We start from the raw sequence: 14,918 nt of genomic DNA, 5'->3' as shown, positions 1-14,918 counted from the left end.
CTCGAACACCACACACTCCTCAGGCGCGACCCCCAACTCCGCCGCCCCCTTCAAGAACCCCTCAGGATCCGGCTTGCTCGCCCCCACGGACTCGGCCGTGACCCGAACCTCCGGCAACGAAAGCCCCGCCGCCCCCATCCGCGCGGTGGACAGCGCCACATCCGCGGACGTGACGAGCGCATGCGCCACCACCCCCCGCAACGAGGCAAGAAACTCCGCAGCCCCCGGAATCGCGACAACCCCGTCCATGTCCGCCGTCTCCTCGGCAAGCATCCGCGCGTTGTCGGCGTAGTTCTGCTCCATCGGCCGGCTGGGCAGCAGCACAGCCATCGACGCGTACCCCTGCCGCCCGTGGACGACCTTCATGACCTCGTCCCCGTCGAGCCCGTGCCGGTCGGCCCAGCGGCGCCACACGCGCTCGACGACGGCGTCCGAGTTGACGAGGGTGCCGTCCATGTCCAGCAGCAGGGCACGGGCGGTCAGCACGGTTGACGCCGTCATCGGCAGGCTCCAAAGCGTGGAAGAGGGTCCCGAGCGGGGCCATTCCGTGACCCCCGGGGGGACAAGGCGGCCCCGCCCGCCGGTCAGGGAGTGCGGACGGGAGCCACTTTGTTCCTCCACGGTACAAAACAAAGACCCGATCCCGCTACCACCCCAGAGGCCCCATTCCACCCGAACCCACAACAAGGCGGCCGACGGAAACCCGAAAGTCCCGCCCCGACTCTTGTTGTGTCATGCCCACGTCATTAACTTCTCACCTGACGCACATCTCCCGGAAACCGGCCACCGCGAGCATTCAGTCGCTCGCAGGTCAACTTCCCCCCACCCCAAGGGAGTTCGCATGCCGAAGATCTACGCGCGTCGACGGCTGAGTCTAGTGGCCGCCTTCGCCGGATTGATAGCCATGGTCGGGCTTTTCAACGGCCCGACCGCCTCCGCCGCACTGCCCACCCCGGTCAGCGCGGCCACCGCCCGCACCTACCTCGCCTCGCTCACCGTGGCGACCGAGGACCGCACCGGCTACGACCGCGATCTCTTCAACCACTGGATCACCATCAGTGGCACGTGCAACACCCGTGAGACGGTCCTGAAGCGCGACGGCACGAACGTCGTCACCAGCTCCGCCTGCGCGGCCACCAGTGGCAGTTGGTACTCCGTCTACGACGGCGCGACCTGGACCGCCGCCTCCGACCTCGACATCGACCACCTCGTCCCGCTGGCCGAGGCCTGGGACTCCGGCGCCGACAGCTGGTCCGCGTCCACGCGCCAGGCCTTCGCCAACGACCTCACCCGCCCGCAGCTCATCGCCGTCACGGACAACGTGAACCAGTCGAAGAGCGACCAGGACCCGGCCGAGTGGATGCCGTCGCGCACGGCCTACGCCTGCACCTACGTACGCGCCTGGGTCCAGGTGAAGTACTACTACGACCTCTCCGTCGACTCGGCGGAGAAGAGCAAGCTCACCTCGGTCCTCAGCGGCTGCTGATCACCAACCGATCCACAGCCGACCGGCAGCAAAAGGCAGCAGATCACCAGCTGACGGACAGCTGACGTGCGGCCGATCGGCGACTGATCAACTGCACCATGCACGGAACCTCCCCGCTCACCTCCGTCGTTCCGTACCGTACGGGGCGACGGAGGAGAGTGATCGCGTGGCGGGACTGCGCCTGGGTCCACTGCTGAGGTACGTCGACGGCTCGTCCGCGACCATCTGGGTCGAGGCGAGCCGCCCGTGCACCGCCGAGGTGCGCTGTCCGGACGGCACGGGCGGTGAGTCCCGCACCTTCCAGGTCGCGGGCCACCACTACGCCCTGATCCCGGTCACCGGCCTGACCCCGGGCACGAGGTCCCCGTACGAGGTACTGCTCGACGGGGTACAGGTCTGGCCGCTCCCCGACTCCCGCTTCCCGCCCTCGGTCATCCACACCCCGGTGGACGACCACGAGACCGTACGGGTCGCCTTCGGCTCCTGCCGCTGGGCCACACCGGCCGCCGACGAGAAGGACCCCGGAGGCCCGGACGCCCTGGACACCCTCGCGGCCCGCATCGCCGCGGACCCGGAGAGCGAACGCCCGGACGTCCTGCTGCTGCTGGGCGACCAGGTGTACGCGGACGAGGTCTCGGAGGCCACCCGCCGCTGGCTGGATGCCCGCCGCGGGCTGAACGAACCGCCGGGCGCCGAGGTCGCGGACTACGAGGAGTACACGCACCTCTACTACGAATCGTGGCTCGACCCCGAGATCCGCTGGCTGCTCTCCACCGTGCCCAGCTGCATGATCTTCGACGACCACGACGTCATCGACGACTGGAACACCAGCGAGGCCTGGGTCGCCGACATGCGGGCCACGCCCTGGTGGCGCGAGCGGATCCTGAGCGGCCTGATGTCGTACTGGGTCCACCAGCACCTCGGCAACCTCCCGCCCGAGCGCCTCGCCGAGGATCCGCTGTACGAAGCGGTCCGCGCCACCCCCGACGGCACGGACGCCCTGCGCGCCTTCGCCGCCCGCGCCGACAACGACCCGGCCTCGGTCCGCTGGAGCTACCGCCGCGACTTCGGCCGCACCCGGCTCCTGATGGTCGACTCCCGCGCGGCCCGCGTCCTCGACGAGAAGAACCGCTCGATGCTCGACCCGGCCCAGGAGGCATGGCTGCGCGAGCAGGTGCTGGAGGAGCCGGGTTCGTACGACCATCTCCTCATCGGCACCTCCCTGCCCTGGCTGCTCCCCAACCTCGTGCACGACGCGGAGGGCTGGAACGCCGCTCTGTGCCGGGGCGAGCGCGGCGAACGCTGGGCCCGGTTCGGGGAGAAGCTGCGGCGGGCGGCGGACCTGGAGCACTGGGCGGCGTTCCCGTCGTCGTTCGACTCGCTGGCGGAGCTGATCGCCGAGGCCGGCTCGGGACCGCAGGCACCGGCGACGGTGTGCGTGCTGTCCGGGGACGTCCACCACGCGTACATCGCCGAGCCGGTCTGGCGGGAGGGCCTGCCCGGACCCGACGCCCGGGTGCTCCAGCTGACCTGCTCCCCCGTGCACAACTCCATCCCGCTCTCGATAAGACTCGGCTTCCGTTTCGGCTGGAGCGGGGTCGGCCGCGCGATCGGCAGGCGCTTCGCCCGGCACGGCAGACTTGAGCGTCCGCCCGTCGACTGGCGGAAAACCGGCGGCCCTTGGTTCGGCAACCAGCTCATGACACTGACCCTGCGCGGCCGTTCGGCACGCCTGCGGCTCGACCAGGCACGGCAGGAACGGGGCGGCGAGGCCCGGCTGCGGACGATCGTCGAATCCGAGCTCAGCTAGCGCACCGACACGGAGAGTCACAACTCCCCCACGCGCAAGCAGTCTTCACTCGATCCGCGACGGGGACGGGGCGGGGGGCGCTCACGGCGACCGTCCACGCCCCGCGATTCCCCGATTGCATACGTTTACTACTCGCGTTGCGTACGTTGCCCAAGTACCGCCGCGTTGCCCGTGATGCACACGCTTGTTGCCCATGGTGCTCGTGACGCATCCCACAACCGGCCCGGTTGATCCGTTCCAGGGCTCGGCTCCCGTGGCGCGCGACGGCATGATGATGCGGACCGTCCGCTTCCGGCGGACGGTGTGCTCTGCCCAGCGCCCCAGCGCCCACCTGTCCGGGAGTCACACCTTTGTCTGCAGCGACCGCGGAGCCGACGGACCCGGCACGGACCACGGACCCGACGGAGGCCACCCAGCCCGAAAGAGGTTCCGAACGAGGTCAGGCCGCGTCCGCCGTGTCCATCGCGCTCGTCGGCGCCGGTCCCCGCGGCACCAGCGTCCTGGAACGTCTCTGCGCCTCCGCGCCCGAGCTCCTCGCGCCCGGCACGCGCCTGACGGTCCATGTCGTCGACCCGTCGCCGCCGGGCCCCGGCCGGGTCTGGCGCACCGCCCAGCCGGCCGAGCTGCTGATGAACACCGTCGCCTCGCAGGTCACCCTCTTCACCGACGACAGCGTGGACTGCTCGGGCCCGATACGCCCCGGCCCGAGCCTGCACACCTGGGCAGACGGCGAGCTGGGCCCGGACGACTATCCGACCCGCGCCCAGTACGGGCAGTACCTGGAGTGGGTCTTCGGCGAGGTGGTCCGCGGGGCACCGCCCGCGCTACGGGTCCTGACGCACCGGGCACGCGCGACCCGCCTCGACGAGACGGCCGACGGCCACCAGATCCTCGTACTCGACAACGGCCGCATCCTCCCGGACCTGTCCGCCGTGGTCCTGGCCCAGGGCCATCTGCCGGCCGTGGCCGACCGGGCACAGCAGCGCCTGGCCGCGTACGCCGACCGCCACGGCCTCCGCCATGTCCCGCCCGCCAACCCGGCCGACCTCGACCTCTCCTGCGTCGCCCCCGGCGAGACCGTCCTGCTCCGCGGTCTGGGCCTCAACTTCTTCGACCACATGGCGCTGTTGACGACGGCCCGCGGCGGCCGTTTCCGGCGCACCCCGGCCGGCCTGCGCTACCTCCCCTCGGGCCGGGAGCCGCATCTGCGGGCCGGCTCCCGCCGCGGTATCCCGTACCAGGCCCGCGGCGACAACGCGAAGGGCCCGTACGGGCGTCACGCACCCCTCGTCCTCACCCCGGACGTCATCTCCCGCTTCCGCAAACGCGCGGACTCGGGCGACGCGCCCGACTTCCTCACGGAGATATGGCCGTTGGTGGCGAAGGAGGTCGAAACCGTCTACTACGAGGGCCTGTTGGGGCCCGACGCCACCCGGATACGTGGCTTCCGCGAGCGCTTCCTCGCCGTCCCCCACCGCGACCCCCAAGAGGCCCCGATCCTGAGCGAGTTCGGGATCGCGGAGGCCGACCACTGGTCCTGGGACCGGATTTCACGGCCGTACGGCGGCCGGGCCTTCACCGGCACCGACGACTTCCGGGAGTGGCTGCTGGATCACCTCCGCGAGGACGCCGTACAGGCCGCGCTCGGCAACGTCGACGGTCCCCTCAAGGCGGCTCTCGACGTACTGCGCGACCTGCGCAACGAGTTGCGGCAGATCGTCGACCACGGCGGGCTCGGCGGAACCTCGCGCCGGGAGCACCTGGACCGCTGGTACACCCCGCTCAACGCGTTCCTGTCGATCGGCCCGCCCCGGCGCCGTATCGAGGAGATGACCGCGCTGATCGAGGCGGGCGTCCTGGAGGTGCTGGGCCCGCGACTGGAGGTGCGGGCCGAGGGAGGGGCCTGGGTGGCGCACTCCCCGGACGTGCCCGGCTCGACCGTGACGGCGACGACGCTCATCGAGGCACGGCTGCCGGAACCGGACCTCCGGCGGACGGCGGACGAACTCCTCGCCCGGCTCCTGAAGACGGGCCAGTGCCGCCCGCACACGGTGGACGGTTACGAAACCGGAGGGCTGGACGTAACACAGCGCCCCTACCGTCTGATCGACCGTCAGGGGCGCCCGCACGCAAGGCGGTTCGCGATCGGAGTGCCTACGGAGGGTGTGCACTGGGTGACCGCCGCCGGGGCCAGGCCCGGTGTGGACTCGGTCACGCTGTCGGACGCCGACGCGGTCGCGCGGGCGGTTCTGCGGACGGCCGCGGAGCAAGCGGGACAAGGCCGCGAGGCGGAAACGGAACCCACAACGCACACACAAGCATGGCCAAAAGTTGAACTTGCAAGCATTGATTAGGTCGACCTAACGTGGAGCACTCACTCGGTTCCGTCCCCCACTCCGGCCCCTTTTCGGGACCGGATCCAGACCGAAGGAGTTCTCCCCACATGACCGGACGCCTCAACAGCGCCCAGCCGTACGCCATCGGCCTGTTCCGCATAGTCATCGGCCTGCTCTTCGCCTGCCACGGCGCCGTCTCGCTCCTCGGCGTACTCGGCGGCATGGACGGCAAGGGCTCCACCGTCGAGACCGGCGCCTGGCCCAACTGGTACGCGGCCGTCATCGAGCTCGTCGGCGGGGCCCTGGTCCTGCTCGGTCTCGGCACCCGCGTCGCGGCGTTCATCGCGTCGGGCGCGATGGCCTACGCGTACTTCAAGGTCCACCAGCCCGAGCACCTCTGGCCGATCAGGAACAACGGCGAGGGCGCGGCCATGTACTCCTGGTCCATGCTCCTGCTGGTCTTCACCGGCTCGGGCGCGTTCGGCCTCGACCGGCTGTTCAAGGGCCGCTCGTCCTCGTCGTCATCGTCGTCCTCGGACGGGAAGCGCTCTTCGGAGCCGATCACGGCCTGACACGCCCGTTCCCCGCGCCCCTTTGGGGCGCGGGGAACTGCGCGCCCAGCCACGACATGCCCGCAGCCATCAAGCTGAACCAGCAGGGCGCTTACGCCGCCCATCCGAAGGGCACGCTGAAGCACGCCAGCCGCGCCCCCGAACTCCCAGGCGCACTGTGCAGCACAACGGACGCGGCCTCACCGAAGCGGAAGTTCCAGTCGTGCCGCGCACTCGCCGCGCCCGCCCCACGCGAGTCGGCCGTGAAGTCGAGCCACACCTCGTTGTCGGGGTTCACGTCGGCGGGGTCCGTGGACGGCCGGTGCTGGTAGTGCCCGCCCGCGGCGGCCGGATCGGCGCCGCACGGTTTCCGGTGCACATGCGCGCCGTACTCGTGGCCGGCCTTCAGCCCGGTCACCCGCAGCTTCACCGTCGTGGCACCGCGCTCCGCACTGCGCTGGCCCACCTCGATCCACGAGCCGGCGGGCACGAGCCTCGTGTCGTACGTGACGGCCGCCGACGGGACGAAGGCGCCGGGCGGGGCGAAGCGGGCGTCCGTCCGCATCGAGTAGCCGTGCTTGCCGCCGGTACCACCGCCCGGCTCGACCGTGCCGCCGTCGGCGGTCGCACCGTGGGCACCGCCCGCGCCGGTCGCGAGCGCGGCCGACGCCAACGCGATGACGACGAGACCGACCGCTCCCGCTCTTCCCGTCCGACCTGCTCGCTCTGCCCGACCTGTTCGTACTGTCCGACCTGTTCGTACTGCCGCTATTCCTGACGCCATCGCCGGTTCCGCTCCTCACACCGTTGGTCGCCCCTTTCCGTTGGTACGGGACGCGGCGCAGGCCCGCCCGCCGGGAAGCGGCAGCCGGGTGAACATGATGTGGCGAACGCACGTGCCCCCTGTGGATCTCCTGTCGGACCCGAGGCGTACGCTGTATGGCTGTCACAGGCCGCTCCTGCCGCTCCCCCGCGACATCGCGGCATCACGGCACGGTTCGGGCCTACGGGGGAGACACAGGGGAGTTCGGGTGCTTGAGAGTGTGGGGCCGCTGTCCGGCAGCCCTTGGATCTACAGCCAATGGATCTATGCCGTGGTGGCTCTGTCGGTCCTTTTCGACGTCTTTCTGCCGGTACTGCCGAGCGGCGTCCTCGTCATCACGGCGGCGACGGCAGCCGCGGCCGGTACCGGCGCGGCTGCCGTGCACGTGCCGGATATCCCGACCGCGCACGTGCCGGACCTCCTCGCGCTGACCCTCTGCGCCGCGACCGCCTCGGTCCTCGGCGACCTGGTGGCGTACCGGCTGGCCTGGCGCGGCGGGGAGCGCCTGGACCGCGCAATCGCCCGCTCCCGCCGCCTGAGGGGTGCGCAGGAACGTCTCGGCGCGGCGCTCGCACGAGGCGGCGGCGCCCTGGTCGTCCTGGCCCGCTTCGCGCCCGCCGGCCGCTCGGTCGTCTCGCTCGGCGCGGGCGCCGCGCACCGCCGCGTCCGCGAATTCCTGCCGTGGTCGATCCTCGCGGGGCTCGCCTGGGCCGCGTACAGCGTCGCCCTCGGCTATTTCGGCGGCCAGTGGCTGGGCGCGACCTGGCTCGCCACCGGCGTCTCACTGGTGGCGCTGTTCGGGGCGGGGGCGGGGGCGGCCTTCCTGATGCGACGACCGTCAACGGCGCCTTTGCCTGTACCCGTTGCCGCAGTCGCAGCCGTGTCGGTACCGGTACCGGTGCAGGTGCAGGTGCCCGAGGCGGGCCCGGGCGCCTGAGGCACCAGCGGCTGGGCACACCAGTAGCTGCGCACGCCTCGGACGGGCCTCGTACGACGGGCGCCGGTGAACCGGCCTGGCGGTCAGCCTGCCGGTCAGCCGGTCAGCCGGCCTGGCGGCTGTCGACGTGGGCGCTGTCGGAATGGGGGCTGTCGGCATGACTGCCGACGGCCGTCCGCCCTCGTATCTCCAGGCCGTCCAGCAGCTCGGCCGTCGCCTCGGCGATCGCGTCGACCGCGCGGTCGAAGACCTCGCGGTTGTGCGCGGCCGGGGCTCGGAAGCCGGAGACCTTGCGGACGTACTGGAGCGCGGCGGCGCGGATGTCCTCCTCCGTGGCCTCTTCGGGCAGGACGGGCGGTCGGAGAGTCTTGATGCTGCGGCACATACCCCCAGTCTCGCGCGCGGCACTGACATCGTGCCCAGGAACGGCGACGCCTCCACGGATCACGCAGGCCACGACAACGGGCACCGCGCCCGGCGTCAGCGTCCGCCGAGGTCCACCCGCCAGTCGTTCGACGTGATCCAGTGGCCCTTCGGATACTCGAAGTCGGCCGTACCGAGCAGTTCGAATCCGGCGCTGCGGCAGACCGCGTTCGACGCGAGGTGATCCACGCTCGGAAACGCGTGAAGGTACCGGTGCTCTCCGGCCGCCCTCGCCTCCTCGACGACCGCGCGGGCAGCCGCCGCGGCGAACCCGTGCCCCTGGAACTCCGGCAGGACCCCCCACCCGGTCTCCCACACCTTCTCGCCCCGCCACTCCCGCTCCCAGAAGCCGATCGAGCCCACGGTGTCGCCGGTGTCCGCCGCCGTGACCCGGTACATGCACCCCGGCCCCAGGCCGACGTAACGCCGGTGCCGGTCGATGAGCTTCTCCTCGCTCTCCGGACCACCCAAGTGCTCCATCATCTCGGGGCTGTTGGCCCTCTGGAGAAGCCAGAAGTCGCCTTCCGCCCACGCGTGCAGTCTCACCTGCGATGTCTCTCCGCTGTCCATGGTGGCCACCCTAGGACGGGGGTCGGACAACGCCAGGGGGCCGACAAGGTGCCGCGGCCGTGGAGTGGGCCGCCGCCGCGACACATTCGTGTGAAGTCCCCCAAGGAACTCGCATCCCAAAATCGAACAGGCGTAGCATTGTCGCGTGGCTACGACCTACGACTTCCCGAGTGACCTCCTGGCCGGTCAGGAGGAGCTGCATCAGGTCCGGGCCGAGCTTCTGGCCCTCCTGAAGCGGCTCCCCTGGTCGGTCGAGCCCCTGGACGGCTTCAGCGACGACCACGGCTGGCGCAAGGTGGAGCGCCCCGCCTCCCCCGGCTGGACGGCCGACGAACAGGCCGAGGTGGAGAAGCTCCGAGAGCGCGAACGCGAACTCACGGTCTTCGTGACCTGCCACCGTTTCTGGGCGGAGGTCGCGGCGGCGGAGAAGGTGGACGCCCGGATGTCGCTCAAGCACGTACGGGAGACGGAAACGCACTCACGGGAGGCAGAGGCGGAGGGCCGCTCCACCCCCTGAGACCCACGACCGGCCCTGTCGTTCGTCGTCCGTTCAGGCCCGCAGCGGATTGGTGCGCGTAGCCGCCAGCAGGTACCACGCGGTGGCCCCCACGTGCCGGTACGGGTAGTAGCCGAAGCCGAACCCGGTGTCGAGCGGACTGCTGGCCGAGACGACACCGGAGCGCTCGGGAAGCGCATGACCGCCGACGGTCTGCCCGGCCCCGAGCAGATCCTGAGCCCGCTCAATACTGGCGACCAGCCGACGGGCACGTGTCTCATCGCCGGCCCTGCTCCGGTCCCGCAGAGCGAGCGCAAGATGAGCGGTCCCCTCGAACCACACGCCACTGCGGTCGGGCTTGGGCTGGAACTCGGCGATCGGGGCGTCCTCGTTCGCCACCAGACTGGCGGAGCTGAAGGTGACGCCTTCGTACGTCTGCCCCGTCGGCACCGTACTGTTCCGCCGCCCGGCGTGATCGACCACGGCCAACTCGACCGCAGCCCAGTCCAAGGACCGGGAGTACGAGCGGGAGTCGAGGGCGAGATGGGTCCAGGTCTGGGTGTCCTCGGGGATCGGGGACTTGTTGACCGTCACCCCGTCATTGGTACCGGTGTAGATGAAGCCCCCGGCCGGCTCCCACATCTTCTTGACGAAGGCCTCGGCCCGCGCACGCCGCTCCCGCCACACCCGGTCACCGGTGAGCAGAGCGAGCCGACCGAACAGACAGACCAGATCGGTGTTGTGCTCGGTGGAGGTGAAGGGCAACTCCTCGTCGGCCCCGTTGACCCCGAACTTGTAGCCCCCGAGGGGTTCGTCGGTACGCCCGACGCGATCGATCCACGTACCGATCCGCACGGCACCGTCAAGAAAACGACGGGCCCCGGTCCGCCGAGCGAGGGCACTCAGCGCGATCCCCGCCCAGGCCATGTCACCCACGGCCGTCCCCGTGAACCCGAACTGCGTACCCACATTGGCAGTTCCGTCGGCCCGCACGAACCCGTCCGGCTGCAACGACCCGTCGAAGAAGGTGTACGGCCCGACGTTGTAGGCCTGCCGCAACCTGCCGTCGTCGTACACGGGGTCATGCTCCTGGGCGTAGAGCAACGCATCACCGAGCACCACGGCTCTGCCCAGCCCACCGGCGGTACGGCCCGCCAGCTGCGCCAGAACCGCCAGAGCGTTGTCATACGTGAACGCCGTACTGAAGAGCCCCGCCTGATCGCTGTAACTCTGCGCCAGCCGAACACTCCCATGATCCGGATAGCCGTCCATGGCAGCCGCCAAAAACCCCAGCCCACGCCGCCGAGCGGACCCCCCGGCGGCATACGCCGCCGCGGACCCACCCGCACCGAACACCGCAGCACCAACCCCAACACCGAGTCCGGCACCAATGAGCGAACGACGACCAACCACCGGACCTTGCCTGCCGACCATGACTCTCCCTGGGAACGTACGGACCGAATGCGCGGGCAGAACCACGGGCGAACGCACGGGGAGCACCCACCTTGAGAGCGCTCTCAAGAGCGCGCGCTCATTGTGCTGACACACGGGGCCGGGGTCAACGCCCGCGTCACACGAGCCTGTTGGGACAGAGGCACAGCAGGAACGCCGCGAGGTCTGAATAACCACCGCTAGCCGGAGATCACCTCTCGTCACGGCCCATGACTATGGCCTCCAGGGCCTGAACACGGCTGCTGAGTTCCTGGAGTCTCGTGGTCAATTCGGCAACCTGGGCGACGAGTCCGGTGTCCGCCGGTTCCCTACTCGGGACTCCTCGACCGACATCGATGAAGTAGGTCTCCTGGTAGTCATCGTGCAGTTGCAGCAGTTCTTCGTCTCGAAGTCGCCTGATCGCCGACCGAACCTCCTTCTCCGACAGCCCGTACAGCCTCTCCACCACAGCGACTTCCGGAAAGATCATCCCGCGCAGATACCGGCGCTGTTCGACGCCATGCCTCACGTCCCCCATCAGACGTTCTGCAGGGTTTTCCTGGTCGGCCGCCGGAGGACCAGGAAGGGAGAGCGCGTCCAAGCCGGCTGGTCGTTCACGTTTCGTCTCGGCCACTTTCAGGGCCTTTCGTCCGTGGTGGATACTGCCCGGCGCCTCAAGGTCTCGGTCGCTGCCAGTATGGCCGGAGCCCGGACCCCACCACCCTCGGCAAGTCAGCAATCGACACGGCACCGAAAAGCCGCCGCCAAAGGTCAAGGCCCAGGCCCCGACTTCACTCCGATCGACCCGGGCCTCATTCATGTCCTGGGACTGCTTCCTGGGACTGCCGGGCGCGGACGGTTTTCCGCAGTCCAGTTCACACGATGAGATCCCGCGGATTCAGCGTCCGTCGAACGCGGTTGACGACGTTGTGCGCATCGGCCCCGCATACCGCGAACTCCCGCAGCGTGCGCCAGACCTTCAAGTAGGTCGCAACGGAATCGGCGTCTTCCAGCCACAGTTCGGCGTGCCAGTCCTCGGCGATTACGAGTCTGTCGTCCAGGATCCAGGAGCCGTTCGCCGTGGGGGTCTTGAGGGATGCCCCGAGCGGGATGATCCCCAGCTCCACGGTGTCCATGCCGCTCGTGCCCGCGAGGCGGTCGAGCTGGCTGGCAAGGTAATGGGATCGATTCCACGATCCCTTACCGCCGCCTTGGGTGCCGGGTGCTGCGCGTGGTCAGGGCCTGACCGCGAACACCATGCCGATGTCGCCGGCCCGCTGCACCGAGTCCTGCTCGGTGCTGACTTTGAAGCCGTGCGTGAGGAGGACCTCGCAGACTGTGTCGCGGTTCTGCTGCCAGCCCTCCACCTCGACGACGGCCTGGCGGACCAGCGGCCAATGCCGTTCCTCGATGCCTCTGAGTACCTCGAGTTCGGCGCCTTCCACATCGACCTTGAGCAGGTCGATGTGGTCGATGCCCTGCTCGTCGAGCACCGATGACAGGGGCCTGACCTTCACCCGGTGCGTCTCGAGCCGCCGCAGCACCCGCAGCTTGCGGCCGATGAGAAGAGTGAGGATGCGGGCGGGTACGCGGCGCAGGACCGGTCCCAGGCCGCCCTGGCGGATCATTTCGACGACGCTGGCGGTGACCCGGCGCCGCTCGTCCTCGATGTTCCCCTGATCCCGCGAGGAGGACGAGAAGATCGTGGCGGCCGGAACGTAGCTGAAATCGAGCTCGTCGTCACGGGACGCCAGGCCGTAAGGGAGCGCGGTCAGACGTCCGTTGAAGAACTCGCGAGCATTTCGTTCGAGTGTCGCGTGGAGTGGCGGCATCGGCTCGAAGGCGTAGATCCGCACGTCCCCGTCCAGCCGCTCATAGACGGCGGCCGAGAACACACCGATGTTGGCGCCCACGTCGAGTACCGTCGCGCCCGGCGTGCACTCGATGCCGTGGGTGAAGTAGCCGTCCACCTCCTCGCGCAGGAAGGACGCCTCCCAACGATTTATGCTGTGCAGTTCAATCGCACTCATGCTCATGACAAAGTGATGTACCAGGGTTGGAGCCAACAAACCAGCCCGCACCCTTCGCTTCGGCCGCGCGGGTGTCGTGGTCCCCTCGATGCGAACTACGGGCGGAGGGGTCACTGAGGTCTGCCGACCTGGTCAACGGGGTGCTATCGACTCGGGGCGGTCGCTGCCGGTTGCCGCGGTTGCCGCACTTCTGCGCTGTACCACAGCCGAACTGCGCCACCCTCTGTTGTACCGCCGGCCGGACCGCCAGTCACTCCTGACCTACCCCTCGACTTTCTTGAACGCGTTCAAAAAAGGTGTCACTATGCGCTATGCCCTTCGTGGTCACCTCTCCCTGGCACCGACTCGGCCGTGTCGGCTTGTGCATCGCTGATGCCGTCGGTCGTTACCTGCTGATCTGGGTGGCGGCATGGCTCGTCTATGCCCTGACAGCTCCCCGCCGGCACGAGCTTGTGTCCTACCTGCCTCGCACCCGCTCGTACTGGGAGGACACCGCCTACTACCTGTGGGACGACTCCATTGCCTGGGTGGGGCTCATGGTGGGCGTCCCCTCGCTGCTGGTAATCCTGTTGTTCGGGCTGCTCAACAAGCGCAAGGGGGCGGCATTCCGTATCCGTCTGGCGGGGCTCCTCCTCCTGCCCACATGGTTCTTGCTCTTCCAGAACATCGTGGCGCTCCTCCTCGTTCCAATCCTGGTGCAGGTGGCCTTCGCGCTCTGCCTGATGCCGGTTCCGCTGGTTCGCTTCCCTGCGAAGGCCGAGGACTGATTACCCAGGCGGGCGCGCGCCGAGTGGTGGCGGATGGACAAGGCCTTGCGAATCGACACGCATAACCCCGGCTTCCCTGCACAAGTGCGGATGCGATTCGCCCACAGCACTTGAGTAATCTTGAAAACCGTCGTCGCAGCGATGTGACCGTGGGTTCAAATCCCACACCCACCGCAGATGAACGGCCCATGACCAGGTAAATCGGTCGGGGGCCGTTCTCCTTTGTGTTGTCCTGCAATTACCGTGGTTCCCCGTCAGTTCCCGGTCGATCGGGCACGGCAGGGGCACAAGAACCATCCGCTCCATAGCTCGATCGAGCCGCATGCCCTATCCCATGGAACGCGTGAAGACGGCCCTCTCATCCTTGAGAGCCTCCTCGTGCTCGGGCTTCAGCGTGATCGGAGCCTCCGCGTACTCCAGGAGGACGAGCGAGGTGATCAGTAGGTCGCGCGTCAGACCACGCAGCACCGGATTCCCGGCCGAGGAGTATGTGCCGTACAGACCCTGCACGAAGGCCCGGAACGTCGGCAGCTCGATGTCACAGCTGCCCTGAGGGGTCGGTGTCAGACCGGTCGGGAGCTCCAGAAACTCCGCCGCCCCCCGCGCGAGGGAGAGGTACAGCAGTCCGCTGTGGTAACCCGCGTCCCACAGAATCTCTCCGCCCAGTTCGTAGGGGTAACTCACGCTGCGGTCTCCACACTCTGAGGGGAACTCCGGGCGTGCTGCCCTGAGTTCCTTCGACCGTATGGCCGAAGCCGTACCGCTCCTCACCACTCGCCCCAGCTCCCATCCCGTCCGCCGTCCATCCACACACCGTGGAGCGGGCGTGGTTCGGGGGCGTCAAGGTGGAGCGCGCCACTGTACGAACGACCTTGACGCCCCTGGGGACGGTCGGGGCAGGAAGGTGAAACGACTGCCGCACAGTCCTTCTGGTACGTAAGCGGCACGGCGACGAAAGGCCGCCGACAAAGATCAAGGCCCAGGCATCCGGATTCACACCGGCTGACCTGGGCCTCGTTCATGTCCTGGGACTGGTGGGCGCGGACGGTTTCGAACCGCCGACATCCGCCTTGTAAGGGCGGCGCTCTACCACTGAGCTACGCGCCCGGGACGAGTCGACAGCCTACATTGCCCGGGGCAGTGCCCCGCAAACCCGTTACCGGGGCGGAAGCCGGTCAGGGTGCCCGTGTCGATCCCGGTCCGATCCCGGAGCCGGAGCCGACGTCCCCTCCCCCGCCCCCACCATGCGGGGGTTTAC

At 69.1% G+C, this 14,918-nt stretch carries 15 protein-coding genes, 1 tRNA gene and 1 pseudogene; 7 read left to right on the top strand and 10 right to left on the bottom strand.

The genetic code is table 11. From position 1 onward, the window contains the following. On the bottom strand, nucleotides 1–501 hold a 501-nt coding region (locus tag AOK17_RS18560), incomplete at its 3' end, for an HAD family hydrolase (RefSeq protein WP_055613614.1). Between the two features lie 340 nt (nucleotides 502–841). On the opposite strand from AOK17_RS18560, the gene AOK17_RS18555 reads away from it, so the two are divergent. The 4 genes from AOK17_RS18555 (at nucleotide 842) to AOK17_RS18540 (ending at nucleotide 6,204) form a co-directional block, all read left to right on the top strand. After that, nucleotides 842–1,486, top strand: coding sequence for an HNH endonuclease family protein (locus AOK17_RS18555; RefSeq protein ID WP_055613613.1), 645 nt, complete (start codon nucleotides 842–844; stop codon nucleotides 1,484–1,486). 166 nt (nucleotides 1,487–1,652) lie between these two features. Then, nucleotides 1,653–3,296 (top strand): alkaline phosphatase D family protein, encoded by a 1,644-nt coding sequence (locus AOK17_RS18550; RefSeq protein ID WP_055613612.1) that lies wholly within the window; start codon nucleotides 1,653–1,655, stop codon nucleotides 3,294–3,296. A 455-nt stretch (nucleotides 3,297–3,751) separates the two neighbouring features. Next, nucleotides 3,752–5,650, top strand: coding sequence for an FAD/NAD(P)-binding protein (locus tag AOK17_RS18545; RefSeq protein WP_055613611.1), 1,899 nt, complete (start codon nucleotides 3,752–3,754; stop codon nucleotides 5,648–5,650). 89 nt (nucleotides 5,651–5,739) lie between these two features. Further along, a complete protein-coding gene (locus AOK17_RS18540) occupies nucleotides 5,740–6,204 on the top strand; it encodes a DoxX family protein (RefSeq protein WP_055613610.1) in 465 nt (154 codons plus the stop codon). Nucleotides 6,205–6,295: 91 nt separating this feature from the next. Here the strand turns inward: AOK17_RS18540 and AOK17_RS18535 are convergent, their stop codons facing one another. Then, the gene (locus AOK17_RS18535; RefSeq protein ID WP_245697219.1) at nucleotides 6,296–6,856 is read right to left on the bottom strand and encodes a superoxide dismutase family protein; all 561 of its coding nucleotides are present in this window, start codon (nucleotides 6,854–6,856) and stop codon (nucleotides 6,296–6,298) included. Between the two features lie 358 nt (nucleotides 6,857–7,214). Here AOK17_RS18535 and AOK17_RS18530 point away from each other — a divergent pair, with 358 nt between their 5' ends. Next, nucleotides 7,215–7,943, top strand: coding sequence for a DedA family protein (locus tag AOK17_RS18530; protein ID WP_169801933.1), 729 nt, complete (start codon nucleotides 7,215–7,217; stop codon nucleotides 7,941–7,943). Nucleotides 7,944–8,046: 103 nt separating this feature from the next. Here the strand turns inward: AOK17_RS18530 and AOK17_RS18525 are convergent, their stop codons facing one another. Both AOK17_RS18525 and AOK17_RS18520 read right to left on the bottom strand, forming a co-directional pair. Continuing rightward, nucleotides 8,047–8,328 carry a DUF2277 domain-containing protein gene (locus tag AOK17_RS18525; RefSeq protein WP_055613609.1) on the bottom strand — a complete coding sequence of 94 codons (282 nt, stop codon included), beginning with the start codon at nucleotides 8,326–8,328 and terminating at the stop codon, nucleotides 8,047–8,049. Between the two features lie 95 nt (nucleotides 8,329–8,423). Further along, on the bottom strand, nucleotides 8,424–8,936 hold the full coding sequence (locus AOK17_RS18520; protein ID WP_055613608.1) for a GNAT family N-acetyltransferase: 513 nt from the start codon (nucleotides 8,934–8,936) through the stop codon (nucleotides 8,424–8,426). A gap of 145 nt (nucleotides 8,937–9,081) precedes the next feature. On the opposite strand from AOK17_RS18520, the gene AOK17_RS18515 reads away from it, so the two are divergent. Beyond that, entirely contained in the window at nucleotides 9,082–9,453 is a 372-nt protein-coding gene (locus tag AOK17_RS18515; RefSeq protein WP_055613607.1) for a hypothetical protein, read from the top strand. Between the two features lie 33 nt (nucleotides 9,454–9,486). Here the strand turns inward: AOK17_RS18515 and AOK17_RS18510 are convergent, their stop codons facing one another. The 4 genes and pseudogenes from AOK17_RS18510 to AOK17_RS18495 form a co-directional block, all read right to left on the bottom strand. Continuing rightward, complete coding sequence (locus tag AOK17_RS18510) at nucleotides 9,487–10,866, bottom strand: hypothetical protein (protein WP_055613606.1); 1,380 nt, start codon at nucleotides 10,864–10,866, stop codon at nucleotides 9,487–9,489. A 208-nt stretch (nucleotides 10,867–11,074) separates the two neighbouring features. Then, nucleotides 11,075–11,497 (bottom strand): hypothetical protein, encoded by a 423-nt coding sequence (locus AOK17_RS18505; protein WP_157881358.1) that lies wholly within the window; start codon nucleotides 11,495–11,497, stop codon nucleotides 11,075–11,077. A gap of 241 nt (nucleotides 11,498–11,738) precedes the next feature. Next, nucleotides 11,739–12,038 (bottom strand): annotated as a pseudogene (locus AOK17_RS18500) (Scr1 family TA system antitoxin-like transcriptional regulator); the annotation flags it as partial. A 60-nt stretch (nucleotides 12,039–12,098) separates the two neighbouring features. Continuing rightward, entirely contained in the window at nucleotides 12,099–12,893 is a 795-nt protein-coding gene (locus AOK17_RS18495; protein ID WP_206190784.1) for an FkbM family methyltransferase, read from the bottom strand. Between the two features lie 311 nt (nucleotides 12,894–13,204). Between AOK17_RS18495 and AOK17_RS18490 the strand changes: the two genes are divergently transcribed. Next, entirely contained in the window at nucleotides 13,205–13,660 is a 456-nt protein-coding gene (locus AOK17_RS18490) for a hypothetical protein (RefSeq protein ID WP_055613603.1), read from the top strand. A 327-nt stretch (nucleotides 13,661–13,987) separates the two neighbouring features. Here AOK17_RS18490 and AOK17_RS18485 read toward each other — a convergent pair whose 3' ends face one another. After that, entirely contained in the window at nucleotides 13,988–14,344 is a 357-nt protein-coding gene (locus AOK17_RS18485; protein ID WP_055613602.1) for a DUF6086 family protein, read from the bottom strand. Nucleotides 14,345–14,692: 348 nt separating this feature from the next. Continuing rightward, nucleotides 14,693–14,767, bottom strand: a tRNA-Val gene (locus AOK17_RS18480). Between the last annotated feature and the right edge of the window lie 151 nt (nucleotides 14,768–14,918).

The sequence above is a fragment of the Streptomyces phaeochromogenes genome (assembly GCF_001418655.1).
GTDB classification, from domain to species: Bacteria; Actinomycetota; Actinomycetes; order Streptomycetales; family Streptomycetaceae; genus Streptomyces; species Streptomyces phaeochromogenes.
This window is presented reverse-complemented; position numbering and strand designations above follow the sequence as displayed.

What these genes read in the sequence shown, in the direction of transcription:
- AOK17_RS18555 (WP_055613613.1), top strand. Translation starts at nt 842, where the DNA reads ATGCCGAAGATCTACGCGCGTCGACGGCTGAGTCTAGTGGCCGCCTTC.
- AOK17_RS18540 (WP_055613610.1), top strand. Translation starts at nt 5,740, where the DNA reads ATGACCGGACGCCTCAACAGCGCCCAGCCGTACGCCATCGGCCTGTTC.
- AOK17_RS18525 (WP_055613609.1), bottom strand. Translation starts at nt 8,328, where the DNA reads ATGTGCCGCAGCATCAAGACTCTCCGACCGCCCGTCCTGCCCGAAGAG.
- AOK17_RS18520 (WP_055613608.1), bottom strand. Translation starts at nt 8,936, where the DNA reads ATGGACAGCGGAGAGACATCGCAGGTGAGACTGCACGCGTGGGCGGAA.
- AOK17_RS18510 (WP_055613606.1), bottom strand. Translation starts at nt 10,866, where the DNA reads ATGGTCGGCAGGCAAGGTCCGGTGGTTGGTCGTCGTTCGCTCATTGGT.
- AOK17_RS18495 (WP_206190784.1), bottom strand. Translation starts at nt 12,893, where the DNA reads ATGAGTGCGATTGAACTGCACAGCATAAATCGTTGGGAGGCGTCCTTC.
- AOK17_RS18490 (WP_055613603.1), top strand. Translation starts at nt 13,205, where the DNA reads ATGCCCTTCGTGGTCACCTCTCCCTGGCACCGACTCGGCCGTGTCGGC.